Genomic DNA, 24,376 nt, shown 5'->3' with positions numbered 1-24,376 from the left:
ATGACGCTGCGCACCTCCGCCCGCCTCCTCGCCGCCGGCCTGGTCACCGGATGGGCCGGGGCCGCCCCCGCGGCGCCCGCGGCCGCCCCCGCGACCGGGGACGCCCGGAAGGCCGCCGCGGCGGTGGCCCTGGCGAGCCACCGCGCGGTCTACGACCTCGCGCTCTCCTCGAGCGGCGGCACCCGTGCGGTCGAGAGCGCGCGCGGGCGGATCGTCATCGATTTCAAGGGCGATGCCTGCAAGGGCTACACGATGCAGACCCGGCAGGTGACGGTGCTCGACAGCGGCGAGACCGGCAACCGCACCTCGGACCTGCGCAACACCACCTTCGAGAGCGCGGACGGCCACGATTTCCGCTTCAAGACCACCACGGTGCTCAACGGCGTCCCGAGCCCGTCGATCGACGGCACGGCCGATGCCGGGGCGGAGGGCCTGAAGGTGCGCATCAAGGAACCCAAGCGCGACCAGATCGGCGAGAAGGGCCCGGTCCTGTTCCCGAGCCTGCACATGCGCCGCCTCGTCGAGGCCGCGCGCGCGGGCGAGACCACGCTCTCCGCCAAGGTCTTCGACGGCTCGGACGACGGCCGCAAGGTCTACGACACCCTCGCGGTGATCGGGCGCCAGGTCGCGGCCCCGACGAACGCGGCGGGCAGCGAGCGCGACAAGCCCCTGCGCGACGGCCCGATGGCGGCGGTGGCGCACTGGCCCGTGACGCTGAGCTACTTCACGCAAGGGGAGGGCGAGCGCACCCCGATCTACACCCTCACCTTCGACCTCTACGAGAACGGCGTCAGCGGCGCCCTCAAGCTCGATTACGGCGACTTCGCCATCCTGGGCGACATGACCCGCCTCGACATCGACAAGATCCAGGGCACCCCCTGCACGCCCTGAGGCGGCCCGCCCTCCCGGGGCGCCGGGACGGGGCGAGCGCCCTCAGAAATCCTCCGGCTCCGGGGGGCCGAGGCGGCGCCAGGCGGTCGCGATCGCCTCCGGGGAGATGCCGAGGGCGCCGGCGCAGGCCGTCAGCACGTTCTCGTCCCCCACCACGTGGTCGAGGACGCCCGCGAGGAAGCCCGGCTCCCCCGCGCTCGCCCGCAGGGTCTCGGGGGTGAGGCCGGTCGCGTTCAGGAACGGAAACAGCCGGTCCTCGTCGGCCACGAGCCAGCCCAGGACGTCGAGCGCGAGGCGCTCAGCGGAATCATCACCTTGAACGGGTTTGCGTTTCATCAACATGTATCACTTACAAGGCGGGCGGACGGACGAACAGTCCGTAAAGAATGAGCAGCGTGCGCGCCGGGAACAATGGGCCATGAAGAAGACGGTGCTCATCGTTGAGGACAATGAGCTGAATATGAAGCTCTTCAACGATCTCCTCGAAGCGCACGGCTACGCCACCCTCAAGACCGCCAACGGGATCGAGGCGATCGGGCTCGCCCGGGCGCACCACCCCGACCTGATCCTGATGGACATCCAGCTGCCCGAGGTCTCGGGGCTCGAGGTCACCAAGTGGCTGAAGGAGGACGACGACCTCAAGGACATCCCGGTCATCGCCATCACGGCCTTCGCCATGAAGGGTGACGAGGAACGCATTCGTGAAGGCGGGTGCGAGGCCTATTTGTCGAAGCCGATCTCGGTCGCGAAGTTTTTGGCAACGGTTCGTACGTATCTTGACGAGAGCCGATGACCGTCGGTTGATAGTCTGTGCTCGCACAACGGGTCGGACTCGTCGTTACGCAACTTGAACGCGAGAAACGATGTCGGCCCGTGTCCTGATCGTCGATGATCTGTTTCCCAACGTGAAGCTCCTCGAGACGAAGCTCTCGCTGGAATATTTCGACGTCATCGCGGCCATGAACGGGCCGGACGCGATCGCGATCTGCGAGAAGGGCCTCTGCGACATCGTCCTCCTCGACGTGATGATGCCCGGCATGGACGGGTTCGAGGTCTGCCGCCACCTCAAGAACAACCCCGTCACCGCCCACCTGCCCGTCGTGATGGTCACCGCCCTCGACCAGCCCTCGGACCGCCTGCGCGGCCTCGATGCCGGCGCCGACGACTTCCTGACGAAGCCCGTCGACGACACCGCCCTGTTCGCCCGGGTGCGCAGCCTCGTGCGCCTCAAGGCGGTGACGGACGAGCTGCGCAGCCGCGCCATGGCGTCACGCGATTTCGGCATGGGCGACCCGCTCGCCGTCGCCACCGCCGAGACCGGGCTCAACGCCAGCGTCCTGATGGTCGAGGACCGGCGCGGCTCGGCCGAGCGCATGGCCGCCGCCCTCGGCCAGCACCACGTCGTGACGGTCGAGGCCGACCCGCACCAGGCCCTGCTGACCGCGACCGACGCGCCCTTCGACGCGATCCTGGTCAGCCTCGACCTCGAGGGCTTCGACGGCCTGCGCCTGTGCAGCCAGCTCCGCTCCCTCGACCGCACCCGGACGGTGCCGCTGATCATGCTGGCCGAGCCGCACGACCGGGCCCGGATCGTCCGCGGCCTCGATTTCGGCGTGCACGATTACCTGCTGCGCCCCGTCGACCGGAACGAGCTCGTCGCCCGGGTGCGCACCCAGGTGCGCCGCAAGCGCTTCTCGGAGGTGCTGCGCGGCGCCGTCCAGGCGTCGATGGAGCTTGCCGTCACGGACGGGCTCACGGGCCTGCACAACCGGCGCTACCTCGACAGCCATCTCGGCACGCTGTTCGGCGAGGCGGTGATGCGCCAGCGCCCGGTGGCGGCCCTGATCCTCGACATCGACCGCTTCAAGTCGATCAACGACACCTTCGGGCACGAGGCGGGCGACGAGGTGCTGCGCACCTTCGCGGAGCGCATCCGCCTGCACACCCGCGGCATCGACATCGTCGCCCGCTACGGCGGCGAGGAGGTCGTGATCATCCTGCCCGAGGTCGGGCTGCCCGAGGCGCAGCTCATCGCCGAGCGCATCCGCGAGCGGATCGAGATGCTGCCCTTCTCGGTGCAGCGCGCGACCCGCAGCGTCGGCGTCACGGTCTCGATCGGGGTGGCGGTGCGCGATCCCGCCGACGTCACGGCGGGCGACATGCTCAAGCGGGCCGACCTCGCCCTCTACCGCGCCAAGGCCGCGGGCCGGAACCGGGTCGAGGCGCAGGCCGCGTGAGGCGGGGCCTCAGATCGTCTCGTAGGCGAAGAGCAGCGAGATCACCGAGAGCGTGATCAGCCCGGCCATGAAGCAGAGATCGGCCACCCGCTCGAGCCTGGCGCCGAGGCGGTTGCCGGTCAGATCCCGCATGGACAGGTAGGAGGCGAGGGCGCTCGCCAGGAACAGCAGCGCCGCGAGCCCGAAATACTCGTCGACATGGCTCGGGCCGATCTGCGCCTCGGCGATCTTCACGAGCCCGATCAGGGTGGTGCAGATCCCGATCATCGTGCCGGCGGTCGGCAGGATGTGGAGGGACAATCCGCCCATCCTCGGCTCCCGACGGGGGCCCGGTCTCTCCGCCATCGCCTCGCCCGCCCTCCGCGGCCTCTCCGCCTGAGCCTAGGCGGAAGGACGGCCCATCGGCAACGCGCAACGCGACGACGCGCAAACCCGCTGGGCGGGGCGCCGGCTCAGGGCAGCAGCGTGTTCAGGAGCGGCGCGGTGGCGAGCCCCATGGCGAAGACCACGAAGCAGATCCGCCGAAATTGCATGTCGGTTACCATGCGCCCCTCCCACCGGCCCCGAGGCCCGCGACGCCGCCGTTCCGAGCGAACGACCGTTGCGCCGAGATTGCGTCGCATGGGGGCCGATTTCTCGTGGTGACGGAGCGCACATGCGGAGCCCGGTCGCGCGGTGATCCGCGCGCGCGTTGCAGGACATCCGCACCGGTCCTCAGCGCGGCCTGCCCGCAACGCCGCGCCGGTCGAGCCGGCCCGGACGGATCGGGCCGGCATCGCATCGGATCACAGGATCGAGGGATCCGGTGACCGCGGACCCTCAATCCTCCTCGTCCTCGTCCCAATCCTCGGCGTCGCGCAGGTCGCGGCGGCGCTCGATGATCCGCACGTCCGGCCGCCGCTCCTCGTAGCGATAGGCGCGGGCCGGGCGATACCCGTCCTCGTGCAGGGCACGGACGCAGCCGTAGCCGACGCAGGAGCCGCCACCCCACTCGTAGGCCTGGGCCGAGGGGGCCAGCAGCAGGGCGGCGCCGAGGCCGGCACTCATCAGGAATGCGCGTTGCTTCACGATCGATCTCCTCTCGTGATCCGAGTGGACGGTTCGGGGAAGGTGAAGACCCGCAAACGGGCGGGGGCCGGATCGGGTTCCGGAAGGGTTGGGGCGTCAGGGCCGGCCGGGTTAAGGGTGGGGCCGCGCCGAGGCGGTTTGCCGGCTCGGGAATCTCGCTCCGGGAACCGCAGGCCTCATGACCCCCGATCCCCGCGGCCGCTCCCGCCTCGCGGTCATCAGCGCCCTCGGGGTGTTCGAGATCCTGTCCTGGGGCTCGTCCTTCTACCTGCTCGCCGTGCTGGCGGGGCCGATCGCGGCGGAGACGGGGTGGCCGACGGTCTGGATCATCGGCGGCCTCTCCCTCGGCCTGCTCGTCGCCGGGCTTGTCTCGCCCCGCGTCGGAGCCCGGATCGGGCGGCGGGGCGGGCGGCCGGTCCTGGCCTTCTCGGCCCTCGTCATGGCGGCGGGGCTCGTGCTCCTCGGCCTCGCCCCCGCCCTGCCGGTCTTCGTCGGCGCCTGGATCCTGCTCGGCCTCGGCATGGGGACGGGCCTGTACGACCCCGCCTTCGCCACCCTCGGGCGGCTCTACGGGGCGGAGGCGCGGCCGGCCATCACCACCCTGACCCTGTGGGGCGGCTTCGCCAGCACGGTGAGCTGGCCGCTCTCGGCCTTCCTCGTCCAGCACGGGGGCTGGCGGGGCGCCTGCTTCACCTATGCGGGGCTGCAACTCGCCGTGTCGCTGCCGCTGGTGCTCCTCGCCGTCCCGGCGGTGCCGCCGGTCGAGACGGGGCCGGGCGCGGGGCTCGCGCCGGGGATCGCCCTCGCGCCGGCGGAACGGCGCGCCTTCCTGACCTTTGCGGGGGTGCTGATCCTCGGCGGCACCGTGATGAGCCTGCTCTCGGTCCACCTCCTCAGCCTGCTGCAGGCCCGCGGGGTGGCGCTCGCGGCGGCGGTCTCCTTCGGGGCGCTGATCGGCCCCGCGCAGGTGGCGGCGCGGGTGGTCGAGATGGCGGGGCGCGGCCGGCACCACCCGCTCTGGACCCTGACGGCGGCCATGAGCCTCGTGGCGCTCGGCATCGCCCTGCTGGCCGCGGGCCTGCCCGCCGTCGCCCTGGCGCTGATGCTCTACGGGGCCGGCAACGGCATCTACTCGATCGCCCGGGGTACGGTGCCCCTCGCCCTGTTCGGCCCGGAGCGCTACGCGGCCCTGGTCGGGCGCCTCGCCCGGCCGGGGCTGGTGGCGCAGGCCCTGGCCCCGACCCTGGGCGCCGTCGTGCTGGCGCGGGGCGGGCCCGATGCCCTGTTCGGGCTCCTCGTCGTGCTCGCGCTTGCCAATCTCGGTCTCGTCGGCCTGCTCTGGCGTGCCCGGTGAGGCCCGATATTCCCCGCCCGCGCGAGATGCGCTACCGTGGGCGCATGAACCTTGCCCGACCCCTCGCGCGCCTGCTGGCGACGATGATCGTGATGATCGTCGCCGCGCTCGGCGCGGGCGCGGTCGAGGCGCACGAGGGCCATGCCCACCACCACGCCCCTCCGGCGGCGGCGGCGGAGACGCGGGCGGCGCCGGCCGCCGTCGCGATGCGCCCGAAGCTCACGTCGGGCGAGTCCGCGCCGGATCTCTTCGCGCCCGGCCCCTTCCTGTCCGGCAAGGCCACCGTGCCCGTCGCCGCCCTCGCCTCGCTCGCGCCGACGAAGGGCGCGGCCTGCTGTCCGGGGGCCTGCCGCGACGCCTGCTGCGGCACGCTCGCCTGCTGCGCCACCGGCATCCTGACCGGCGCCCCGATCCTGCCTCCCCGGGGGGGCCGGCACGTGGCGCGCCGCCCCCGCGAGGCTCCCGCCCGCGGCGGCCTCGGCCCCGAGACCCTGCCGGAACCACCAAGACCCCTCGCGTGACGAACGCGCGCCGCACGGCGCGCCGCTGACGGATTCCGCCCGGTCCCGGCGCGGAATCCGGTGTTCGACCGCGAGGAATCCCGATCCATGCCGATCCGTTTCGCCGCCGCCCTCGGGGCGGGGTGGCTCGCCGCCGCCTGTCTCGCCGGGCCGGCCCCGGCCCATGAGGGTCACGACCACGCCGCCGCGCCGCCGCTTCCGGCCACCGTCGCGCCGCGGGGCGAGGCGGTCTCGGAGGCCTTCGAACTTGTGGCGGTGGCCCACGGCGGCGCGCTGATCCTGCACCTCGACCGCTTCAGCACGAACGCGCCCGTGCTGGACGCGCGGATCGAGATCGAGACGCCGGAGGGCAGCCGCTGGGCGGCCCCGGCCGGGGAGGGGACCTACCGGCTGCCCGCCCCCTGGCTCGACCGGCCCGGGCGCCACGACATCCTGGCGACGGTCAGCGCCGGGGAGACCGTCGACGTCCTGAGCCTCGGCGTGACCGTCCCCTCCGCGGCGCCGGCCTTGTCCGGCGCCCGGCCCTCCGCCCCGGACGGGGTGGCAGGCCGCCTCGCCGGGCGCGATCCTGCCCTCGTCGCCACCGCGTCGGGGGCCTTCGTCCTCGGGATGCTGGCGATGCTCGCCCTGCGCGCGCGCCGCGCCGGGCCGGCCCTGGCGCTCCTCGCCCTCGGCCTCACCCTGGCATTCGTCACGCGCGCCCAGGCGCAGGACGGTCGGGCCGACGCGCCGGACCGGGGCGCGGCCCTCCTCGATGCGGCGCCGCCGCCCGCCGACAGCGCCCGGCGCCTGCCCGACGGCTCGCTCTTCGTGCCGAAGCCGACGCAGCGGCTCCTCGTCCTGCGCACGGTCCTGACGGCGCCGGCCACCGTCCGGCGGCGCCTCGAACTCCCGGGCCGCATCATCCCCGATCCGAACGCGAGCGGCGTGGTGCAATCCTCCGTCGGCGGCCGCCTGTCGCCGCCGGCCTCCGGGGCCTTCCCGCACCTCGGCGCGCGGGTGCGCCGGGGCGAGGTCCTGGCCACCGTGACGCCTCCGATCCAGGCGGTCGACGTCTCCGACATGCGCCAGCGCCAGGGCGAGCTCGACCAGCAGATCGCCATCGTGGAGCGCCGCGTCGAGCGCTACGGCCGCCTCGCGGTCACGGGGGCCGTCGCCCGCACCCAGCTCGACGACGCCGAGGCGGAGCTTGCCGGGCTGCGCGACCGGCGCGGCGCCCTCGACCGGATCCGGCGCGAGCCCGAGGCCCTGGTGGCCCCGGTGGACGGCGTCATCGCGCAGGCCGCCGCGGTCGCCGGGCAGATGGCGGTGCCCGGGACCCTGGTGTTCCAGATCGTCGATCCGGACCGGCTCTTCGTCGAGGCCCTGAGCTTCGACGCTCCCGGGCCGGCGGAGGAGGCGAGCGCGCGCCTGCCCGACGGGCGCAGCCTCGACCTCGCCTATCGGGGCGCGGGCCTCGCCGACCGCAACCAGGCGGTTCCCGTCCAGTTCGCGATCCTGGGCGGAGCGGGCGGCCTGCGGCTCGGCCAGTTCGTCACCGTGCAGGCCGCGGCCGAGGGCACGCGCCGCGGCCTCGCCCTGCCGCGGGCCAGCGTGGTCCGGGGCGCGGGCGGCGACGTCGTCTACGAGCATGTCGGGCCCGAGCGCTTCGTCGCGCGAGCGGTGCGGGTCGAGCCGCTCGATGCCGGCCGCGTCCTGGTCTCGGGCGGGATCGGGCCGGGCCGCCGGATCGTGACCGAGGGGGCCGAGCTCCTCGATCAGGTGCGGTGAGGCGGCGATGTTCGGGTTCGTCGTCGCGCAGGCCCTGCGCAACCGCCTCCTCGTCCTGGCGCTCGCGGGGGTGCTGGTCCTCGCCGGCGCGCTCGCCCTGGGCCGGCTCCCGGTCGACGTCCTCCCCGACCTCAACCGGCCGACCGTCACGATCATGAGCGAGGCCGAGGGCCTCGCGCCCCCGGAGGTCGAGAGCCGCGTCACCGTCCCGATCGAGACCCGGATGATCGGCCTGCCCGGCGTCGCCCGGGTGCGCTCGGTCTCGGGCGTCGGCCTCTCGATCGTCACCGTCGAGTTCGCCTGGGGCACCGAGACCTACCGCAACCGCCAGCAGGTGGCCGAGCGCCTCGCGCTCGTGCGCGACCAGCTGCCCCCGAACGTGAGCCCGCAGATGGGGCCGGTCTCCTCGATCATGGGGCAGATCCTCCTCGTGGCGATGACGAGCGAGACCGCGGACCCGATGGCGCTGCGCGAGGCGGCGGATTTCGTGGTGCGCCCGCGCCTCCTCGCGGTGCCCGGGGTGGCGCAGGTCATCCCCATCGGCGGCGCGGTGCGCCAGTTCCGGGTGAGCCCGAACCCGGCCGCGATGCGCGCGCTCGGCGTCACGCAGGCCGGGCTGGAGGCGGCGCTGGCGCAGTTTGGCACCGATGCGGGCGGCGGCTTCACCGACCGGGAGGCCCGCGAGTACCTGATCCGCAACATCGGCCGCAGCCTCAGCCTCGACGACCTGCGCGGCCTCGTGGTGGCGGGGCGCGGGGAGGCCCCCGTCACCCTCGGCCAGGTGGCCGACATCGCCTATGCGGCGAAGGTGACGCGCGGGGATGCGGGCTTCGGCGGGCGACCCGCCGTGATCGTCTCGGTGGAGAAGCAGCCCGACATCGACACCCTGCGCCTCACCGGCGCGATCGAGGCGGCGCTCGCCGAAGCCGCGGGGGCGTTGCCGCCCGGCATCCGCGCCGACCGCATCCTGTTCCGGCAGGCGGATTTCATCGAGGCCTCGATCCGCAACGTCGAGCGGGTCCTCGCCGAGGCGGTCGCCGTGGTGGCGGTCGTGCTCTTCGCCTTCCTGCTCAGCGCGCGCACGACCCTGATCTCGCTGACGGCGATCCCGGTCTCGGTCCTGACCACGATCCTCGCCTTCCACCTCCTCGGGCTGTCCATCAACACGATGACGCTCGGCGGCCTCGCCATCGCGGTGGGCGAGCTCGTCGACGACGCCGTGGTGGACGTCGAGAACATCCTGCGGCGCCTGCGCGAGAACCGGGCGGCGGGCGATCCGCGCCCCGTCTTCGCGGTCGTGGTCGAGGCCTCGAGCGAGGTGCGCTCGGGCATCGTCTACGCGACGCTGATCATCGTGCTCGTCTTCGTGCCCCTCTTCGCCCTGTCGGGGATCGAGGGCCGGCTCTTCGCGCCGCTCGGCCTCGCCTACATCATCGCGATCCTGGCGAGCCTCGCGGTCTCGGTGACGCTGACGCCGGTGCTCGCCTCCCTCCTGCTGCCCGGCCTGAAGCGGCTCGAAGCCCCGGAGAGCGGGCTGATCCGGGGGCTGAGGCGGCTCAACGCCGCCGGCCTCGCCGTCGCGTTCCGGCGCCAGGGCCTCGTGCTGGGGGGCGTCGCCGCCGCGGTCGTGGCGGCGGGGATCGCGGCCTGGAGCCTGCCCCGCGCCTTCCTGCCGCCCTTTAACGAGGGCTCATTCACGGTCAACACCACCTTCGAGCCCGGCATCTCCCTCACCGAGAGCAACCGCGTCGGCCTGATCGCCGAGCGCCTGCTTCTCGGGATTCCGGAGGTGGCCTCGGTCGGGCGGCGCACCGGCCGGGCCGAGCTCGACGAGCACGCCGAGGGCGTCCATTCCTCCGAGATCGACGTGGCCCTGCGGCCGCACGGACGCCCGCGGGCCGAGATCGCCGCCGAGATCCGCCGGCGCCTCGCGGTGCTGCCCCTCGGGGTCAATGTCGGCCAGCCGATCGCGCACCGGCTCGACCACATGCTGTCCGGCGTGCGGGCCGAAATCGCCGTCAAGCTCTTCGGCGAGGATCTCGACGCCCTGCGCCGGGCCGCGGAGATCTTGCGCGGGCGCCTCGCGGCGCTGCCCGGCCTCGCCGACCTGCAGGTAGAGCGCCAGGTCCGCGTGCCGCAGCTGGAGGTCCGGGTCGATTACGCCCGCGCCGCCCTCTACGGCGTCCAGCCGGCCGCCCTCGTCGAGGGGATCGGCCGCCTCTCGAACGGGCGCGTGGTCTCGACCCTCCTCGACGGCCAGCGCCGCTTCGACGTGGTCCTGCGCCTGCCCGAGGCGGCACGCACCGCGCACGGGCTCGGCGACCTTCTGGTCGAGACGCCCTCCGGCTGGGTCCCGGCGCGCCAGATCGCCGACATCCGCGAGACCGACGGGCCGAACCAGATCCTGCGGGAGAACGGCCGGCGCCGCCTCGTGGTGCTGGCCAACACCGACGGCAGCGCCGACCGGGCGGCGCTCGTCGCGGGGCTCCGCCGGGAGATCGCGGGCGCGGACCTGCCACCGGGGATCTCCGCGCGGCTCGAGGGCACCTTCGAGGCGCAGGAGGAGGCGGCCCGCACGATCGCGGCGCTCGCCGGGCTCTCCCTCGCGCTGATCTTCGCGGTGCTCGTCAGCCGCTACCGCTCCGCGGCCCTCGCCCTCGTGATCCTGGTCAACGTGCCCCTCGCCCTGATCGGCAGCGTGCTGGCCCTGTGGCTCGCGGGCGAGCCCCTGAGCGTCGCCGCGATGATCGGCTTCGTCACGCTGACCGGCATCGCGACCCGCAACGGCATCCTCAAGCTCAGCCACATCCTGAACCTCGCCCTCGCGGCGGGTGAGCCGCTCGGGCCGGCCCTCGTCATCCGCGGCAGCCTGGAGCGGATGGCGCCGGTGCTGATGACGGCGCTCTCGGCCGGCGTGGCGCTGGTGCCGCTCTGCCTCGGCGGAGACGCCCCCGGCACCGAGATCCTGCACCCGGTCGCCGTGACGATCGCGGGGGGCCTCGTCAGCGCGACCCTCCTCGACGCCGTGCTGACCCCGATCCTCGTCCTGCGCTTCGGCGCCGGGCCGCTGGAGCGCCTGCGCGCCGAGGCGCGCGCCAGCCCACGCCCGCCGGGCGCCGCGCGCGCCTCCACCGCCTTCTGAAACCCGACCCGGAGATCGATCCCATGCGCACGACCACGCTCGCCCTCGCGGCCGGATTATGGACCCTGCCGGCGTCAGGCCACGAGGCCGCAGGGCGGCACGGCGGCCGGGTCGCCGATGCGGGGGTGTTCCACGTCGAGCTCGTGACCCGGCCGGAGGGGGTCGACGTCTACCTCTCGGATGCCCGGGAGGCCCCCGTCCCGGTCGCGGGGTTCCGCGGCACCGCGATCCTCGTCGTCGCGGGCAAGCCCGCCCGCATCCCCCTGGTGCCGGCGGAGGGCAACCGCCTCAGCGGCCGGGCGGCGCTGGCGCCGGGGGAGCGTCCCAGGGGCGCCGTGCAGATCACCGCCCCGGACGGCGCCACCGCGAGCGGCAGCTTCCGCTGAGCCACGACCGACCCGACAGGACAGACAGACGACGATCCGATGGCTGACTGGCGCACGGCTTACCGCAAGCCTCGCCGGGGCCGCCCCGGGGGCCGTCAGGCGCGCAGGCCCGAGACGATCTTGCGGATCTGGCTCGACAGGAACGGCTTGCCGAGGAAATGCGCGTCCCCGGGCAGGTCGGAGGGGTCGTCGGGCCGGGGGATCGCCGAGCAGATCACGATGGTGACGTGCGGCCAGCGCTCCGCCACCGCCCGGGCCAGCGCGAACCCGTCCATGGTGCCGGGGGGCATCCGCACGTCGGTGAACAGCAGGGTGACGCCGCCCTGCTCCTCGAGGTGCCGGAGGGCGGCGTTGGCGGTCGAGGCCTCGAACACCTCGAAGCCCGCGTCGTGCAGCATGTCGGCCGCCTCGAGCAGCAGGAGAGGCTCGTCCTCCGCGACGACGGCGCGGGGCAGGCGTTCGGCGTGCTGCATCAGGTTCCTATGGTCCGGCGACCTCGGCGGTTGCCGGGCCGCACGACGCAGGGCGCGGTCTCAGGAGACGAGGGTGATCTCGCCCTCGCGCACGGCCCGCTCGCCCGTGGCCGACTTGATCCGGTAGAAGGGCTCGCCGGTGCGGTCCTCGGGCATCAGCCGGACCACCTCGAACACGCCGCCGATCGCGGTCTTGTCGTCGGCGTAGCCGATCTTCGACTGACGGACCTGCTGGCCGATCTTGAACTTGTGAGACATGGAGCCGTCCTTCCTGGCCTTCGGTTGGCGCGCGTCTGAGCGGCCGGGTGCCGTGGCCGTCGGGGACGGACGCGGCTTCGATTCTGGGGCGTCCCAGTTGAAAAAAGTCCCGCCGGCGAGGATGTCCGGGGCGCGGGGCCGCGATCGGACCCGGCGCGCCGACATCCTCGTGGAGGACCGTGTCAGCGGCGCGCGCGGGCCTTGCGGGCCGCGAAGCGGGCATCCCGGGCGAGCTTCTGCTCGGCCGCGAGGGCCGCCTGCTTCTCGAGCTTCTCGGCGGCGATCCGGGCGATCTCGGCCGCCTCCTGCTCGCGCCGGGCCTCGGTCTCGGCCTTGAGGCGGGCCTCGTCGGCGAGTCTCAGCTTCTCCCGCTCGTTGGCCCGGACTTCGCGCGCCTGGATGACGGCGCGGCGCTCGGCCTGGCGGGCGAGAAGGACCGGATCGTCGGCGGGCGGGCGGGCCCGGAAGCGGGCGAGCAGGGCCTCACGCGCCTTGGCGGCGGTCTCCAGACGATCGACGAGCTGGTTTTCTTTGAATTGGCTCACGCAGGATCCTTGTTCACGCGGCGTCCGATTCGCGCCGGGTTGGAAAACAGATGAAGCCGTTCCGGAAGGAACGGCTTCGATGCTCGGTTCGGCGGCAGCGGGCCTCAGGCGGCCTGCAGGCTCCCGGCCGATTGCTTGCCCGTGCGACGGTCGGTCTCCATCTCGTAGGAGACCTTCTGGCCCTCATTCAGGCTCTGCATGCCGGCGCGCTCGACGGCCGAGATGTGCACGAACACATCCTTGCTGCCGTCGTCGGGCTGGATGAAGCCGAAGCCCTTGGTTCCGTTGAACCACTTAACAGTTCCGGTGCTCATGGATATTTCCGTATATTCGTCGGCAATAGGATCGGACGAGCGCATGCGGAGCGCGCGCTCGTTCACGGATGTTCGACATGTGGGAGAAATGCAGAGCGCGCGCCTTGCTCAGGCGATACGGCCGGAGATCTGGCCAAAAATCGATCGGTGCTTTCTACGCCATCGAGACGATATTTACAACAGCGGATCGAAAAACATGAAAAAACCGGATGGATTGCGCTGAATTTGAGCGTTGTTTTGTGAATTTTCGCGGTTCGTCATCCAGGTTGCGGCAGCGTCGGGCATGGTCCCGGCTGCGGCCCGATCCCGGCCGCCCGCCGGGCAGGCGGGACCATACCGCCCGGCCCGGCGTTGACCCCGGTGGACCTGCGGCAGCCCGACCCGTCTCCGGAGACGGCGCGCGCTGACCGGACGATCCGCCCGAACGGCCAGTCCCGGCCCCTGGAGCCACCCGTGCCGAATTCCCAAACACCGGGACCCTGCCCGATCCTGCGCCGGCTGATCACGCTGGTGGCCCGCATCCCGGAGGAGCCCGGGCTGCCCGAGCAGGGGCGGATCATCGACCAGCTCACCGATCTCGAGACCGAATCCCTGTCCGCGGGCGCGCCCAGGCGCACGACGGAGGCGATCCGGGCGGTGCGCCTGACCGTGCGGGTCGCGAGCCTGATGCCGCACCCGCCGGGGCTGCGCAGCCCCTGAATCCGGACGGGGTCCCGGGTTCTCGTTGAACCTCTCAGCGAGTCCCGAGCCGGGTCTCAGGGCTCGGCGCCGTTGCGCAGCTCGTGCCGGGCCTGATCCAGGTATTCCCGGCGCTCCGCCTCGGTGAGGCACAGCACGCTGTGGCCTTCCCGGGCCTCGCGCTCGGTGAAGGCCGCATCCCAGGCCCGGTCGTCGTGGTTCTTGGCGATGAAGGTGCGCTTCGCCCGCGCGAGGACGTCCGCCTCGTCCGGCTCAATCATGGCTCGCTCCTGGCACTGCCGGGTCCTATAGAAGCGCGCGGGGCGCGAGCGGTTCAACCGTTGCCGCCGCCGATCCGCCGCCGGTCCACCGGGCGGCTTCCGACCTGCCGATGCCGGAGCGGTTCACCGGCGCGACAAGGGACACGGGCGCCACCATGGCGATGCGGACGACCTTCGTGGTCCAGACCTTCGTGATCAAGCGCAAGCGCCTGGTGCCCGGCGACCGGGAATTGGCGCCCACCGAGAGCGGCGCCCGCAAGAAGGCCGAGGCCATGTCGGCCCGGATGCCCGGCACCGCCGCGCTCAGGATCGTGGCCGACGACGAGACCGGCGAACTGGAGAGCGCGACCATCCTCGACCAGTTCGGCGAGGTGCCGGAGGATTTCGCCGAGAGCCTGCAGGGCAGCTGATCGCCTCCGGGTCCCGCGGGATCGCCCGCGGGACCGGCCGGAGGCTCGAGGGCACCCGGCCGGGCAGGCGCAGGTCAGCAATCGTCGCTGTTCTGGCCCTGGATGGTCTTGCCCGCCGGCGGCTTCTTCTCGCCCGAGCCCGGCTGCGTGTTCGCGCCCGTATTGTTCAGCGCGCCGACCGTTCCTGGCGACTCGGCCTTGGCCCCCGGGCTCACCTTGCCGGTCGCGCCGCCATCGACGTTGGAGCTGGTATCCGCCGCCTTCGCGCCCTGCGCGTTCGTGGTGGTGCCGGTGGCGCAGGGGGCCGCCAGGGCCGTGGCTGCGGTCAGCATCAGGATGGCGCCGGCGCCGGCGAGCGTCGTGAGGAACTTCATGCGGTTCTCCAGGGGCGAGGGTGTCGAGCCTCAACGGAGGAGCCCGCCCGGCGTTCCCGCCGCGGCCCGGCCCCGGCCCCGACGCGCCTGCGGCGAAATCGCGTGCCCCGGCCACGAAAAAGCCGCCCCGGGCGGGGGCGGCTCTCGGGTCTCGGTCGAGGGACCGGAGGCCGGTTACTTGATCTTGGCTTCCTTGAACTCGACGTGCTTGCGCACGACGGGGTCGTACTTCTTCATCGAGAGCTTCTCGGTCTGGGTGCGCGAGTTCTTCTTCGTGACGTAGAAGTAGCCGGTGTCGGCGGTGGAGATGAGCTTGATCTTGACGGTGACGGCCTTGGCCATGGCGCGGCGCTCCTGAACTGTGCGGCATTCCGCATGAGAGCGAAACGCAAAAGGGCCGGGAGGGCCCGGCCGAATACGGGCGGGTCAATGCCCGATCGGGGCCGCCGCGTCAAGGCCGGGCCATGGCCGCGGGCCCGCGCAGGCGCCACAGCACCACGGCGCCGTAGAGGACGAACAGGGCGCTCAGCGTCCAGGCGAAGCCCTGGGGCGGCACGAGGTCCATGCCGCCGCCGATGAGCGGCGGTCCGAGCATCAGGCCGACATTGTAGAGCACCACGAAGGCGGCGTTCGCCCCCGCGAGGTCGGCGCCCCGGACGCTGGCGCCGAGATGGGCGAGCCCCACCGTGTAGAGCGTGCCGGCGATGCCGCCCCAGGCGAAGAGCAGCCCGACGAGGACCGGGAAGGAGGCGGAGGCCGCCGGGATCAGGGCCGCCCCGAGGGCGCCCCCGGCCGCCGCGATGAGCAGGACGACGCGCCGGTCGATCCGGTCCGCGAGCCAGCCGAAGGGGATCTGGAACAGCACGTTGCCGAGGGCCAGCGCGCTGACGAGGCCGGCCGCCGTCTCCGCGTCGTAGCCGAGGCGCAGGCCGTAGAGGGGCAGGATCGCGAAGCCCCCGGTCTCGACCGCGCCGTAGACCAGCGCCGCGAGGGTCGCGGCCGGCGCGATCCGCAGGTAGGTGGCGAAGCGCCGGCCCGGTCCCTGCGCGATCGCCGGGGAGAGGCCCCGCGCCATGAGGATCGGCAGCATGCCGGCGAGGAACAGGACGGCGCCCGCGAGATAGGGCGCGAAGCCCTGCGTGCCGAGGACCGCGAGCAGCGTCGGCCCCACCGCGAAGCCGAGCGCCAGGACGGTGGCGTAGATCCCCATCACGAGGCCGCGCCGGGCGGGGGGCGCCGCCTCGTTGATCCAGAACTCGGACAGGACGAACAGGGCCCCGAGCGCCGCCGAGAAGGCGAAGCGCAGCACGAACCACCAGCCGATCGTGGGCAGGAGCCGGAACCCGACGAGGCAGGCCGCCCCGATCCCGATCGCCCAGAGCAGCAGCGGCACCACGCCGATGCGGGCGGCGAGCCGCGGCACGAAGGGCACCGTCAGGATGCTGGCGAGCCCCGAGACGGCGGTGTTGACGCCGATCAGGGTGCTCGACGCGCCCATCCTGGCCATCTCGATCGACAGGAGCGGGATCGACAGGCTGAGGCCGATGCCGACGACCGCCACGCAGGTGATCGCCGCCGTGATGGCGGCGATCCGGGCGCGGTCGAGGGTGGGGGCGGGGATCGTGTCGAGCATGGGCCACATGTGGGAGCGAGCGCCGCCGCGGCGCGGCGGCCTCGCCGGTCGCCCGTTCGCTCGGGGGAGGGGGTGTCATACCAGATCCGGCCGATCCCTTCGGGAGGGTGGATCTGGCCTTCGCGCGGACGCCGCGCGGGCTTGCCGGTACGGCCGTCCGCCCTGATCAAGCGGACGCCGTATCAGAGGAACGTGCGCCGGCGCGTCCCGTGCCGCATGAAGTGGTAGGGGATCTGGCGATAGGGGGCGAACTCCACGGCGATCTGCGCCTCCAGCTCGTCGAGGATCGCCCGGGTGATGCCCGGCAGGTCGAGCCGGCGCGCCTGCGCCAGGGTGAACCAGGCGAGCTCGACGAGCTCGCTCTCCGCCCCGACGCGGCCGGGCTCCTCGGCCGCCACCGCGCGCCGGTCGGCGACGAAGAAGCGGGTGTCGAAGCGGCGCGCCCGCCCGGGGGGCGTGATGGCGCGGGCCAGGAGGTGGAGCGCCTCGAGGTCCGGCAGCACCCCGTGGTCCCGGAACGCCTCCCAGCCCGCCGGCACCGCCTCGGGCGGGCCGTACGCGCGGGTGCCGACGAGGAGGCCGGTCTCCTCGTGGGTCTCGCGGATCGCCGCCAGCGCCAGGGCCCGCCCGAGATGGCGCGGCGGGCGGGTGACCTGCCGCACGAGCGCCGCCTCGGCGTAGTCGGGCAGCGTCCCGGTCACCGGCATGTGGCGGTCGCCGAGCTCGATCCGGCCCCCGGGGAAGACGAACTTGCCCGGCAGGAACACGAGGGCCGGGTTGCGCCGGCCCATCAGGACCTTGGGCGCGCGCCCGCGCCGGTCGACCAGGATCAGGGTCGCGGCGTCGCGCGGGCGGAGCGCGGCCTTGCGGAGCGCGCCCTCGCGCGGCGCGGGCTCGCGCGGCGCGGGCTTGCCGCCCGCCTCAGGCGGGACCGAGGCCGGGATGGGTGTCGGTGGCTCGCTCGTCGGCTGGTCCAAGGCGCGGCTCCTCCCCCCGCGGCGCTGCGGGTCCGCCGCTCGGTAGCGTGGCGAAGCCGTGCATGCCAAGGGCGTATTGCAGGCCGACGACGGCGCCCTTCACGGGCTGCAGCAGCCCGAGCGCCATCCCGAGGGTCGCGGCCGGCCAGAAGCTGAGCTGGAACCAGAGCGGCACGTCGTAGCCCATCTCGGTCTCCAGGATGAGGTAGCCGACCACGTGCGCGACGAGGAAGATGACGAGGTAGGGCGGCAGGTCGTCGGCCCGGTGATGGTGCAGCGCGAGCCCGCAGGCGTCGCATTCGGGGCGCACCTTGAGGAAGCGCCTGAACACCTTGCCCGTCCCGCAATGCGGGCAGCGCCCGAGGAAGCCCCGCGCCAGGGCGCGGATCAGTCCGGTGCGGGCGGGGCCGTGGCGGGTCGCGTCGAGGTCAGGATGCATGTTCAGACTGTCCGGAGGGGTTCATCGCCTAGCCGGCGGAGGGCTGGCGCGGCCCGCCGCCGTCGAGATAGGCGCAGGCGAGGGCGACGAGGCGCGGGATCGCCCGGTCCTTGGCGTAGTAGGCGACGAGGCGGCGGCTGATGCCGAGCTGCGCCGCGGCCGCGTCGAGGGTGAGCCGGTGGCGGTCGAGGAAGGCCGAGAACTCGGCATTCGTCATGGCCCGGGCGGCGAGATCCTCGACGACGCTCGCGGGGATCTCGAGATCGTCGTCCGCTCCCCAGGCGATCGAGGCGCCCCACTCGCCGAGGCGCGCCCGGGCGAACAGGGTCGGGTCGCTCCGCAGGGGGCCGAACCGGCGGTAGGTGAAGAGGTGGGGCGCGAGGTCGACGGTCTCGGTCCGGCCCGCGCGCGCGCCGGTCGCCCAGGTGACTGACACGCGCAGCGAGCCCGGCTCCGCCGTCACGCCCGCGAGCCGCGGCAGGGGATCGCCGACCCGGATCCGATCAGCCTCGCTCATTCAACGCACTCCACCGTTCCCGCAGCATCCGGGCGGTCCCAGGCTCGGACGCCCAGCGCCGAAACACCTCCAGGGCCCGCCGGTCGATCTCCCCGACCATGACGGTCAGGTCGTCGAGCCGGATCTTCGCCTCCCATTCCGCCGACAGGACTTGGACGTGCGGCGAAGTCTCGTCGTCGGCATACAGGCAGGCCTTGAAGCCGTCGAAGCGCTGAATGGTCGGCACGCGCGGATCCCCGCCCGGGCAGATAGTGCATCCCGTGCACTATCTCAAGCGCCTCCGTCTTACGTGCGCGCCCCCCGGTGCCGGGTCCCCGAGGTGCGGATCCCGGCCGGCCGCCCGCGGGGGCCCTGCTTGAAGGCGCGCGGGCCGGATTTCGGGCCCTTGGCGCCCGGACCCCTGGCGCCCGGACCCGTGCCGGCGCGGCCCTCGGAGAGGAGCTCGAAGCGCAGCGCGCCGGCGACGGCCGCGGCCTCCACGAGCTTCACGCTGACCCGGTCGCCGAGGCGGTGGGTCTCGCCGCTGCGCTCGCCGACGAGCGCGTGGCGGGCCTCGTCGTGGCGGTAATAATCCGCCCCGATGGTCGAGACCGGCACGAAGCCGTCCGCGCCCGTGTCGGCGAGCCTGATGAACAGGCCGGCCCGGGTCACCCCGGCGATCTGGCCCTCGAAGGTGGCGCCGACCCGGTCGGCGAGGTGGTGGGCGATCAGCCGGTCGATGGTCTCGCGCTCGGCCGCCATGGCGCGGCGCTCGGCCGCCGAGATCTGCTCGCCGATCTGGTTCAGCTCCGCCACGGAGACCTCGGGGGAGAGCCCGTCGCCCCCGAGCCGGCAGGCGGTGATCAGGGCCCGGTGCACGATCAGGTCGGCGTAGCGCCGGATCGGCGAGGTGAAGTGGGCGTAGCGGCGCAGGTTCAGCCCGAAATGCCCGAGATTCTCGGCGGCGTAGACGGCCTGGGCCTGGCTGCGCAGCACCACCTCGTTGATGAAGGTGGCGTGCTCGGTCTCGGCCACGGACCCGAGGATGCGGTTGAACAGGGCCGGGCGCAGCGCGCCCTCCTTGGGGAGCTTGATGCCGATCGAGGCCAGCACCTCGCCGAGCGCCCGCATCTTCTCGAGGGCCGGCTCGTCGTGGACGCGGTAGATCAGGGCCTGGCGCGCCGCCTCCAAAGTCTCGGCGGCGGCGACGTTCGCCTGGATCATGAACTCCTCGATCAGCCGGTGCGCGTCGAGGCGCTCGGGCACGATCACCCGGTCGACGGCGCCGTCCGGGCTCAGCAGCACCTTGCGCTCGGGCAGGTCGAGGGCGAGGGGCCCGCGCCGGTCGCGGGCGCTCTTCAGGGCCTCGTAGGCGGCCCAGAGGGGGCGCAGGACCGGCTCCAGCAGGGGCCCGGTCACCGCGTCGGGGGCGCCGTCGATCGCGGCCTGCGCCTGCGCGTAGGCGAGCTTGGCGCGGGAGCGCATCATCACCCGGTGGACGCTGTGGCGGATCTTGCCGCCGTCGGCGGCCACGATCATCCGGACCGCGAGCGCGGGCCGGTCCTCGCCCTCGCGCAGGGAGCAGAGATCGTTGGAGATGCGCTCGGGCAGCATCGGCACCACCCGGTCGGGGAAGTAGACCGAGTTGCCGCGGACGAGCGCCTCGCGGTCGAGGGCCGAGCTCGGGCGCACGTAGGCGCCCACATCCGCGATCGCCACCGTGACGACGAAGCCGCCCGGGTTGGCGGGGTCGGGGTCGGGCGCCGCCATCACGGCGTCGTCGTGGTCCTTGGCGTCCGGCGGGTCGATGGTGAGGAGCGGGGCGTCGCGCCAATCCTCGCGGCCCTTCAGCCCGGCAGGCGCGACCGCGTCGGCCTCCGCCAGGGTCGCCTCGGCGAAGACGTGGGGGATGTGGTGGAGATGGAGCGCGATCAGGCTCACGGCCCGCTCGGAGCCGAGGGAGCCCAGGCGCTCGCGCACCCGGCCCTTGGGCAGGCCGAAGCGGGTCTCGTGCTCGATCGAGACGCTGACGAGGTCGCCGTCCTCGGCCTTGCCCTCCTCGCCGGGCGGGATCAGGATCTCGCGGCCCTGCGCGCGCTTCTCGACGGGGACGATGCGCCCGCCCTGCGCGCCGGCCCGGAACACGCCGACCACCTCGGCCCTGTTCCTGCCGATCACCTTGATGACGCGCCCGCCGTAGCAGCCGGGGGCGCCGGGCTCCGCCTCGACGCGCAGCAGCACCCGGTCGCCGAGGCCCGGCGCCGGGCGGCCGGGCCTGCGCCCGCCGCGCGGGGCCGCGACGACGATGCGCGGCGGCGGGCCCTTGGCGGCGTCCCACGCGGCGGGCACCGCCAGGAACTCGCCGTCGCGGTCGCGGGAGCGGATGTCGGCGAGCACCACCGGCGGCAGGCGCCCGGGCGGGCTCAGGCCGTCGCGCCCGCGCTCGAGGGCGCCGTCCTCCTCGATCTCCCGGAGGATGCGCTTGAGGCCGATCTTGGCCGCGCCCCGGAGGTTGAAGGCCTGGGCGATCTCGCGCTTGCCGACCGTCTCGGTCGCCTGCGCGATGAAGGCGAGGATCTGCTCGCGGGTGGGGAGGGCGGGGTCGCCCGGGGGCGGGCTGATGCGTTTGGCCAAAGAGGGGGCTCGCCGCGCCGCCTGCGTTGCACGAGCGACGTCCATATCGAGGGAAAAGACAACGGGCGCCGCGGGCGCCGCCCGCCCAAGATGGGGATCGGCGGGCCCCGCGGCAACGCCCGGGGCCCCGGCCTCAATAGGGCGTGCCCTTGGCGCGCTGCGCCCGCATCGCCTCGGCGTACCAGACGAGCTCGTCGAGGAAGCGCTCCGCGGTCTGGCCGAGGCGCTCCTCCGCCGGGCGCCCCTCCGGGTCGAGGGCCTTCTGGATGCGCGGGATCGGCAGCAGCGAGGGGATCGAGGGCATGCCCATCTCGGGCAGCATGGCGCGCAGCTGCATCGCCGCCCGCACGCCGCCGAACTGGCCGGCCGAGTAGCAGCAGATCGCGGAAGGGCGCCAGTAGAACTCCTCGAGGAAGTGGTCGAGGGTGTTGGAGAGCGCCGGCGGGATCGAGTGGTTGTACTCGGCCGAGACCACCACGAAGGCGTCGGCCCGCCGGAACAGCCCGGCCAGGTCCTCCAGCACCTTCGGGGCCTCGCCCGCGGGGTACTCCTTGTACATCCGGTCGAGGAGCGGCAGCGCCAGCACCTGGGGGTCGACGAGGGGCGCCTCGTGCCCGCGCGCCTCGAGCGCCCGGACGAGGAACTTGCCGGCGCGGATGCCCTGCCGGTCGGAGCGGACGGTGCCGAGGATCACGGGGCAGACGAGCGGCATGGCAGCCTCGCGGAGCGGATGCGGGAGCCGCGACCCTAGCCGAGGGGACCCGCCCTGTCTCGCGGATGCCCCGTCGCCCCGCGTGGGGAAGGAACTCGGCAAGGGCTCGGCAAGGGCACAGCAAGGGCTCAGGCGAGGCGCCGCGGGCCGGCCGGGGTCTCGATCTCGGCGCTGAGCGCGAAGCCGGGGCCCGCCGCGAAGGCGAAGGGTCCGGCGAGGCCGAGATCGGCGTAGAGCGCGGCCGCCGCCTCCGGGTCCGGATGCGTCACGGTGAGGCGCCGCAGCCGGGCGCCGGATTCCGGCATGGCGGGGGCGGGGCAGCCGGCCGGGCCCCAGTCGATCAGGCACGGCAGCAGCCCGTCCCGGGGCAGCGCCCCGTCGGGGCGCACGCCGAAGCGCCAGACCCGTTCCCCGCGCGACACCCGCCGGGCCGCGCCGAGTTCCGGCGCGCGCCGGGCGAGGGCCGCGTCGAGCCGGTCGGTGCGGGCCACGAAGCTCCGCAGCCGACGCCCCGCCGCCCAGTCCGCCCGCACCGCCTCGGAATCGTCGAGGCCGAACCAGCGTCGGTGGGGCGGGGGCGCCGCCTCCGGATCGACGGCGATCACCTCCAGGAACGCGTCGTCGCCGAGCCGCAGGAGGCGGTTGTGCGTCCCCATCTCCGGGTGGCGCCCGCCCGGCCCCATGGCGAGCCCGAGGCTGTCCCGCACATGCGCGACCCCGGCCTCCAGGGACGGGGCCACGACGGCGAGGTGATCGAGGACGAGCATCAGTCGCGTCTCCGGCGGGGCGCGGCACCGTGCCAGAGTTTGGCGCCCGGGTCGCCTGCCCGGGTCGCCCGCCCGCCCCGACGCTCCTCAGGCCGCGGTGCACATCGCCGCCGGGCGCGGCAGGGCCACGGCGTGCAGCGCGGCGAGCTCGGCCTGCGGCAGCGGCCGGCTGAACAGGAACCCCTGCATGTGGCTGCAGCCGGCGGCGCAGAGGGCGCCGCGCTGCGCCTCGGTCTCGATGCCCTCGACGATGCAGGTCAGGTCGAGGGCGCGGCACAGGTCGATGATCGAGCGCACGATGCTGAGCGAGGCCGCGTTGGTGTCGATGTCGGCCACGAAGCTGCGGTCGATCTTGAGCGTGCGGATCGGCAGGTGCTGGACGTAGCTGAGGCTGGAATAGCCGGTGCCGAAATCGTCGAGCGCGATGCTGGCGCCGAGCGCCCTCAGGGCGAGCAGCGCGCGCCGCGCCTCCGCCATGTCGTTCACGAGGCAGCTCTCGGTGACCTCGAAGACGATGCGGCTCGGCGCGACGCCGCTCTCGAGGACCAGGGCCTCGATCCGGGCGAGGCCGTCCGCCGAGGCGATGTCGTGGCTCGACAGGTTGAACGAGATCCGGATCTCCTCCGGCCACCGCCGCAGGGCCGCCAGCGCCTTGCGGAGCAGGACCGCGGTCAGCTCCACGATCAGGCCGGAGCGCTCGGCGACGGGGATGAAGTCGGCGGGCGAGACGCGCCCGAGCAGCGGGCTGGTCCAGCGCGCCAGCGCCTCGTAGCTGGCGATGCGTCCGTCGCCCGCCGTGACGATGGGCTGGAAGGCGAGGTCGAATTCCGCCGCGAGGTCGGCGCCCCGCAGGGCCTGCTCGAGCACGGCCCGGCCGCGCCGGCGCGCCTCGTGCGCCTCGTCGTAGCAGACCGCGCCGCCGCGGTGGAGGGTCTTGGCCGAGTAGAGCGCGGCGTCGGCCCGCTCCACCAGGAGCGCCGCGCTCTCCGCATTCGCCGGGTAGCGGGCGAAGCCGATCGAGGCCCCGACCTTGGCCGTGCAGTCCGCCAGCGCGTAGGGGGCGCCGAGGGCCGCGCAGAGCCGGAGCCCGAGGGCGTCGAGGTCCGGCGCGCCGTCGATGATGAGGCCGAACTCGTCGCCGCCGAGGCGCGCGGCCCAGCCCAGCCCCGCCATCTCCCCCTGGAGCCGCCGGCCGACCTCGTGCAGAACCGCGTCCCCCGCGTGGTGGCCGACGCTGTCGTTGACGGGCTTGAACCCGTCGAGATCGATCATCGCGACGACGAACGGGGCCTTGCGCGCGCCGCTCTCCGCGAGGGTCGCGTCGAGGCGCGCGAAGAACGAGCGGCGGTTCGGCAGTCCCGTCAGCATGTCGGTGTGGGCGAGCGCGCGGGTCTCGGCGCCGAGGCGGACGAGGTGCACGAAGTCGCGGTAGCAGATCGATTGGATGAAGATCATCACCAGGATGATGCAGGCGAAGTTGAGGATCGTGGCCTGACCGACCTGCGTGGCGCCGACGACGTAGACCAGCGTGACCGGCACCACGGTCGTCGCGATGATGAGGGCCACCGGGCGCAGGTGCATCAGGCAGAAGATGCAGGCCATCAGGCTGGAGGCGGCGGAGAACAGCACGTGCACGTGATGGCTCTCGCCGCCGCTGCGCGACAGGGCGAACGACCAGATGCAGAGGCCCGAGCCCATGATCGCCACGAGCCGGATCGTCGTGCGCAGCCGATGCACGGCCTCGGTGGCATCGATCTGGTCGACCCGGAGCCTGCGCCACTGCAGGACGCGGGTCGCGCAGAACACGGCGAGCAGGCCGACGGGCAGCACGGTCAGCCAGACGGGCGCGATGTCGTAATGCGTGTAGGCCACCGCGAGCGCGTTCAGCGTCAGCGTGGCGTACAGGAGCGGGATCTGGCGCGCCACCGACCGGATCTGGGCCAGGACCAGATCGGGCTCATCGGCGCTGATGGTGAGCAGGCGACGGATCGAGCGGATGGACTTCATGAACACGCG

The 24,376-nt window shown here is 73.5% G+C and carries 29 protein-coding genes; 10 read left to right on the top strand and 19 right to left on the bottom strand.

Annotated features, from left to right (window positions below; all coding sequences use genetic code 11):
- Nucleotides 1-891: a cell envelope integrity EipB family protein gene (locus F6X51_RS18820; protein WP_150965213.1), complete on the top strand. Its 891-nt coding sequence runs from the start codon at nucleotides 1-3 to the stop codon at nucleotides 889-891.
- Between the two features lie 42 nt (nucleotides 892-933).
- On the opposite strand, the gene F6X51_RS18815 is transcribed toward F6X51_RS18820, so the two are convergent.
- The gene (locus F6X51_RS18815) at nucleotides 934-1,227 is read right to left on the bottom strand and encodes a DUF3572 domain-containing protein (RefSeq protein WP_150965212.1); all 294 of its coding nucleotides are present in this window, start codon (nucleotides 1,225-1,227) and stop codon (nucleotides 934-936) included.
- 82 nt (nucleotides 1,228-1,309) lie between these two features.
- Between F6X51_RS18815 and F6X51_RS18810 the strand changes: the two genes are divergently transcribed.
- A complete protein-coding gene (locus tag F6X51_RS18810; RefSeq protein WP_150965211.1) occupies nucleotides 1,310-1,684 on the top strand; it encodes a response regulator in 375 nt (124 codons plus the stop codon).
- 70 nt (nucleotides 1,685-1,754) lie between these two features.
- Nucleotides 1,755-3,128, top strand: coding sequence for a PleD family two-component system response regulator (locus F6X51_RS18805; protein WP_150965210.1), 1,374 nt, complete (start codon nucleotides 1,755-1,757; stop codon nucleotides 3,126-3,128).
- 9 nt (nucleotides 3,129-3,137) lie between these two features.
- Here F6X51_RS18805 and F6X51_RS18800 read toward each other — a convergent pair whose 3' ends face one another.
- Together F6X51_RS18800 and F6X51_RS18795 are read right to left on the bottom strand one after the other, a co-directional pair.
- Nucleotides 3,138-3,437, bottom strand: coding sequence for a hypothetical protein (locus F6X51_RS18800; RefSeq protein WP_246696887.1), 300 nt, complete (start codon nucleotides 3,435-3,437; stop codon nucleotides 3,138-3,140).
- Between the two features lie 510 nt (nucleotides 3,438-3,947).
- Nucleotides 3,948-4,196 (bottom strand): hypothetical protein, encoded by a 249-nt coding sequence (locus F6X51_RS18795; RefSeq protein WP_246696886.1) that lies wholly within the window; start codon nucleotides 4,194-4,196, stop codon nucleotides 3,948-3,950.
- 178 nt (nucleotides 4,197-4,374) lie between these two features.
- Between F6X51_RS18795 and F6X51_RS18790 the strand changes: the two genes are divergently transcribed.
- The 5 genes from F6X51_RS18790 (at nucleotide 4,375) to F6X51_RS18770 (ending at nucleotide 11,369) form a co-directional block, all read left to right on the top strand.
- On the top strand, nucleotides 4,375-5,550 hold the full coding sequence (locus F6X51_RS18790; RefSeq protein WP_150965208.1) for an MFS transporter: 1,176 nt from the start codon (nucleotides 4,375-4,377) through the stop codon (nucleotides 5,548-5,550).
- A gap of 44 nt (nucleotides 5,551-5,594) precedes the next feature.
- Nucleotides 5,595-6,071, top strand: a complete 477-nt coding sequence (locus F6X51_RS18785; RefSeq protein ID WP_150965207.1) for a hypothetical protein — start codon at nucleotides 5,595-5,597, stop codon at nucleotides 6,069-6,071.
- A gap of 87 nt (nucleotides 6,072-6,158) precedes the next feature.
- Nucleotides 6,159-7,841 (top strand): efflux RND transporter periplasmic adaptor subunit, encoded by a 1,683-nt coding sequence (locus F6X51_RS18780; RefSeq protein WP_150965206.1) that lies wholly within the window; start codon nucleotides 6,159-6,161, stop codon nucleotides 7,839-7,841.
- A gap of 7 nt (nucleotides 7,842-7,848) precedes the next feature.
- Nucleotides 7,849-10,983, top strand: a complete 3,135-nt coding sequence (locus tag F6X51_RS18775; RefSeq protein WP_150965205.1) for an efflux RND transporter permease subunit — start codon at nucleotides 7,849-7,851, stop codon at nucleotides 10,981-10,983.
- A 23-nt stretch (nucleotides 10,984-11,006) separates the two neighbouring features.
- Nucleotides 11,007-11,369 (top strand): hypothetical protein, encoded by a 363-nt coding sequence (locus F6X51_RS18770; protein ID WP_150965204.1) that lies wholly within the window; start codon nucleotides 11,007-11,009, stop codon nucleotides 11,367-11,369.
- A 95-nt stretch (nucleotides 11,370-11,464) separates the two neighbouring features.
- On the opposite strand, the gene F6X51_RS18765 is transcribed toward F6X51_RS18770, so the two are convergent.
- The 4 genes from F6X51_RS18765 to F6X51_RS18750 form a co-directional block, all read right to left on the bottom strand.
- Nucleotides 11,465-11,842 (bottom strand): response regulator, encoded by a 378-nt coding sequence (locus tag F6X51_RS18765; protein ID WP_150965203.1) that lies wholly within the window; start codon nucleotides 11,840-11,842, stop codon nucleotides 11,465-11,467.
- A gap of 60 nt (nucleotides 11,843-11,902) precedes the next feature.
- Nucleotides 11,903-12,100: a hypothetical protein gene (locus tag F6X51_RS18760; RefSeq protein WP_150965202.1), complete on the bottom strand. Its 198-nt coding sequence runs from the start codon at nucleotides 12,098-12,100 to the stop codon at nucleotides 11,903-11,905.
- Nucleotides 12,101-12,282: 182 nt separating this feature from the next.
- Nucleotides 12,283-12,645, bottom strand: coding sequence for a DUF6481 family protein (locus F6X51_RS18755; protein ID WP_150965201.1), 363 nt, complete (start codon nucleotides 12,643-12,645; stop codon nucleotides 12,283-12,285).
- 104 nt (nucleotides 12,646-12,749) lie between these two features.
- A complete protein-coding gene (locus tag F6X51_RS18750; RefSeq protein ID WP_150965200.1) occupies nucleotides 12,750-12,959 on the bottom strand; it encodes a cold-shock protein in 210 nt (69 codons plus the stop codon).
- Nucleotides 12,960-13,412: 453 nt separating this feature from the next.
- Here F6X51_RS18750 and F6X51_RS18745 point away from each other — a divergent pair, with 453 nt between their 5' ends.
- Nucleotides 13,413-13,658, top strand: coding sequence for a hypothetical protein (locus F6X51_RS18745; RefSeq protein WP_246696885.1), 246 nt, complete (start codon nucleotides 13,413-13,415; stop codon nucleotides 13,656-13,658).
- Between the two features lie 56 nt (nucleotides 13,659-13,714).
- Here F6X51_RS18745 and F6X51_RS18740 read toward each other — a convergent pair whose 3' ends face one another.
- Nucleotides 13,715-13,918, bottom strand: coding sequence for a hypothetical protein (locus tag F6X51_RS18740; RefSeq protein WP_150965199.1), 204 nt, complete (start codon nucleotides 13,916-13,918; stop codon nucleotides 13,715-13,717).
- 155 nt (nucleotides 13,919-14,073) lie between these two features.
- Between F6X51_RS18740 and F6X51_RS18735 the strand changes: the two genes are divergently transcribed.
- On the top strand, nucleotides 14,074-14,328 hold the full coding sequence (locus tag F6X51_RS18735; protein WP_150965271.1) for a hypothetical protein: 255 nt from the start codon (nucleotides 14,074-14,076) through the stop codon (nucleotides 14,326-14,328).
- A 74-nt stretch (nucleotides 14,329-14,402) separates the two neighbouring features.
- Here F6X51_RS18735 and F6X51_RS18730 read toward each other — a convergent pair whose 3' ends face one another.
- The 11 genes from F6X51_RS18730 to F6X51_RS18680 form a co-directional block, all read right to left on the bottom strand.
- Nucleotides 14,403-14,702 (bottom strand): hypothetical protein, encoded by a 300-nt coding sequence (locus F6X51_RS18730; protein WP_150965198.1) that lies wholly within the window; start codon nucleotides 14,700-14,702, stop codon nucleotides 14,403-14,405.
- A 174-nt stretch (nucleotides 14,703-14,876) separates the two neighbouring features.
- Complete coding sequence (gene rpmG, locus F6X51_RS18725) at nucleotides 14,877-15,044, bottom strand: 50S ribosomal protein L33 (protein WP_150965197.1); 168 nt, start codon at nucleotides 15,042-15,044, stop codon at nucleotides 14,877-14,879.
- Nucleotides 15,045-15,153: 109 nt separating this feature from the next.
- Nucleotides 15,154-16,335, bottom strand: a complete 1,182-nt coding sequence (locus F6X51_RS18720) for an MFS transporter (RefSeq protein WP_150965196.1) — start codon at nucleotides 16,333-16,335, stop codon at nucleotides 15,154-15,156.
- Between the two features lie 182 nt (nucleotides 16,336-16,517).
- Nucleotides 16,518-17,312, bottom strand: coding sequence for an NUDIX hydrolase (locus F6X51_RS18715; RefSeq protein ID WP_246696884.1), 795 nt, complete (start codon nucleotides 17,310-17,312; stop codon nucleotides 16,518-16,520).
- Nucleotides 17,257-17,751 carry a DUF983 domain-containing protein gene (locus F6X51_RS18710; RefSeq protein WP_150965195.1) on the bottom strand — a complete coding sequence of 165 codons (495 nt, stop codon included), beginning with the start codon at nucleotides 17,749-17,751 and terminating at the stop codon, nucleotides 17,257-17,259. The genes F6X51_RS18715 and F6X51_RS18710 overlap by 56 nt, the downstream gene beginning before the upstream one ends.
- Nucleotides 17,752-17,779: 28 nt before the next feature.
- Complete coding sequence (locus tag F6X51_RS18705; protein WP_150965194.1) at nucleotides 17,780-18,268, bottom strand: hypothetical protein; 489 nt, start codon at nucleotides 18,266-18,268, stop codon at nucleotides 17,780-17,782.
- A complete protein-coding gene (locus F6X51_RS18700; RefSeq protein WP_191970171.1) occupies nucleotides 18,255-18,494 on the bottom strand; it encodes a DUF4160 domain-containing protein in 240 nt (79 codons plus the stop codon). The genes F6X51_RS18705 and F6X51_RS18700 overlap by 14 nt, the downstream gene beginning before the upstream one ends.
- 59 nt (nucleotides 18,495-18,553) lie before the next feature.
- Entirely contained in the window at nucleotides 18,554-20,881 is a 2,328-nt protein-coding gene (rnr, locus tag F6X51_RS18695) for a ribonuclease R (protein WP_150965192.1), read from the bottom strand.
- Between the two features lie 133 nt (nucleotides 20,882-21,014).
- Entirely contained in the window at nucleotides 21,015-21,593 is a 579-nt protein-coding gene (locus tag F6X51_RS18690) for an NADPH-dependent FMN reductase (RefSeq protein ID WP_150965191.1), read from the bottom strand.
- Nucleotides 21,594-21,721: 128 nt separating this feature from the next.
- Nucleotides 21,722-22,360 (bottom strand): VOC family protein, encoded by a 639-nt coding sequence (locus F6X51_RS18685; protein WP_150965190.1) that lies wholly within the window; start codon nucleotides 22,358-22,360, stop codon nucleotides 21,722-21,724.
- Between the two features lie 87 nt (nucleotides 22,361-22,447).
- On the bottom strand, nucleotides 22,448-24,367 hold the full coding sequence (locus F6X51_RS18680) for a putative bifunctional diguanylate cyclase/phosphodiesterase (RefSeq protein ID WP_150965189.1): 1,920 nt from the start codon (nucleotides 24,365-24,367) through the stop codon (nucleotides 22,448-22,450).
- Between the last annotated feature and the right edge of the window lie 9 nt (nucleotides 24,368-24,376).

The sequence above is a fragment of the Methylobacterium planeticum genome (genome assembly GCF_008806345.1).
Lineage (GTDB): Bacteria > Pseudomonadota > Alphaproteobacteria > Rhizobiales > Beijerinckiaceae > Methylobacterium > Methylobacterium planeticum.
This window is presented reverse-complemented; position numbering and strand designations above follow the sequence as displayed.

Bases quoted from the DNA above. Each gene is read 5' to 3' on its own strand.
- F6X51_RS18705 (WP_150965194.1), bottom strand. From the start codon at position 18,268: ATGAGCGAGGCTGATCGGATCCGGGTCGGCGATCCCCTGCCGCGGCTC.
- F6X51_RS18780 (WP_150965206.1), top strand. From the start codon at position 6,159: ATGCCGATCCGTTTCGCCGCCGCCCTCGGGGCGGGGTGGCTCGCCGCC.
- F6X51_RS18730 (WP_150965198.1), bottom strand. From the start codon at position 14,702: ATGAAGTTCCTCACGACGCTCGCCGGCGCCGGCGCCATCCTGATGCTG.
- F6X51_RS18680 (WP_150965189.1), bottom strand. From the start codon at position 24,367: ATGAAGTCCATCCGCTCGATCCGTCGCCTGCTCACCATCAGCGCCGAT.
- F6X51_RS18765 (WP_150965203.1), bottom strand. From the start codon at position 11,842: ATGCAGCACGCCGAACGCCTGCCCCGCGCCGTCGTCGCGGAGGACGAG.
- F6X51_RS18800 (WP_246696887.1), bottom strand. From the start codon at position 3,437: ATGGGCGGATTGTCCCTCCACATCCTGCCGACCGCCGGCACGATGATC.
- F6X51_RS18740 (WP_150965199.1), bottom strand. From the start codon at position 13,918: ATGATTGAGCCGGACGAGGCGGACGTCCTCGCGCGGGCGAAGCGCACC.
- F6X51_RS18760 (WP_150965202.1), bottom strand. From the start codon at position 12,100: ATGTCTCACAAGTTCAAGATCGGCCAGCAGGTCCGTCAGTCGAAGATC.
- F6X51_RS18820 (WP_150965213.1), top strand. From the start codon at position 1: ATGACGCTGCGCACCTCCGCCCGCCTCCTCGCCGCCGGCCTGGTCACC.
- F6X51_RS18710 (WP_150965195.1), bottom strand. From the start codon at position 17,751: ATGCATCCTGACCTCGACGCGACCCGCCACGGCCCCGCCCGCACCGGA.
- F6X51_RS18750 (WP_150965200.1), bottom strand. From the start codon at position 12,959: ATGAGCACCGGAACTGTTAAGTGGTTCAACGGAACCAAGGGCTTCGGC.
- F6X51_RS18770 (WP_150965204.1), top strand. From the start codon at position 11,007: ATGCGCACGACCACGCTCGCCCTCGCGGCCGGATTATGGACCCTGCCG.
- F6X51_RS18805 (WP_150965210.1), top strand. From the start codon at position 1,755: ATGTCGGCCCGTGTCCTGATCGTCGATGATCTGTTTCCCAACGTGAAG.
- F6X51_RS18775 (WP_150965205.1), top strand. From the start codon at position 7,849: ATGTTCGGGTTCGTCGTCGCGCAGGCCCTGCGCAACCGCCTCCTCGTC.
- F6X51_RS18815 (WP_150965212.1), bottom strand. From the start codon at position 1,227: ATGAAACGCAAACCCGTTCAAGGTGATGATTCCGCTGAGCGCCTCGCG.
- rpmG (WP_150965197.1), bottom strand. From the start codon at position 15,044: ATGGCCAAGGCCGTCACCGTCAAGATCAAGCTCATCTCCACCGCCGAC.
- F6X51_RS18690 (WP_150965191.1), bottom strand. From the start codon at position 21,593: ATGCCGCTCGTCTGCCCCGTGATCCTCGGCACCGTCCGCTCCGACCGG.
- F6X51_RS18720 (WP_150965196.1), bottom strand. From the start codon at position 16,335: ATGCTCGACACGATCCCCGCCCCCACCCTCGACCGCGCCCGGATCGCC.
- F6X51_RS18735 (WP_150965271.1), top strand. From the start codon at position 14,074: ATGGCGATGCGGACGACCTTCGTGGTCCAGACCTTCGTGATCAAGCGC.
- F6X51_RS18810 (WP_150965211.1), top strand. From the start codon at position 1,310: ATGAAGAAGACGGTGCTCATCGTTGAGGACAATGAGCTGAATATGAAG.
- F6X51_RS18685 (WP_150965190.1), bottom strand. From the start codon at position 22,360: ATGCTCGTCCTCGATCACCTCGCCGTCGTGGCCCCGTCCCTGGAGGCC.
- F6X51_RS18790 (WP_150965208.1), top strand. From the start codon at position 4,375: ATGACCCCCGATCCCCGCGGCCGCTCCCGCCTCGCGGTCATCAGCGCC.
- F6X51_RS18785 (WP_150965207.1), top strand. From the start codon at position 5,595: ATGAACCTTGCCCGACCCCTCGCGCGCCTGCTGGCGACGATGATCGTG.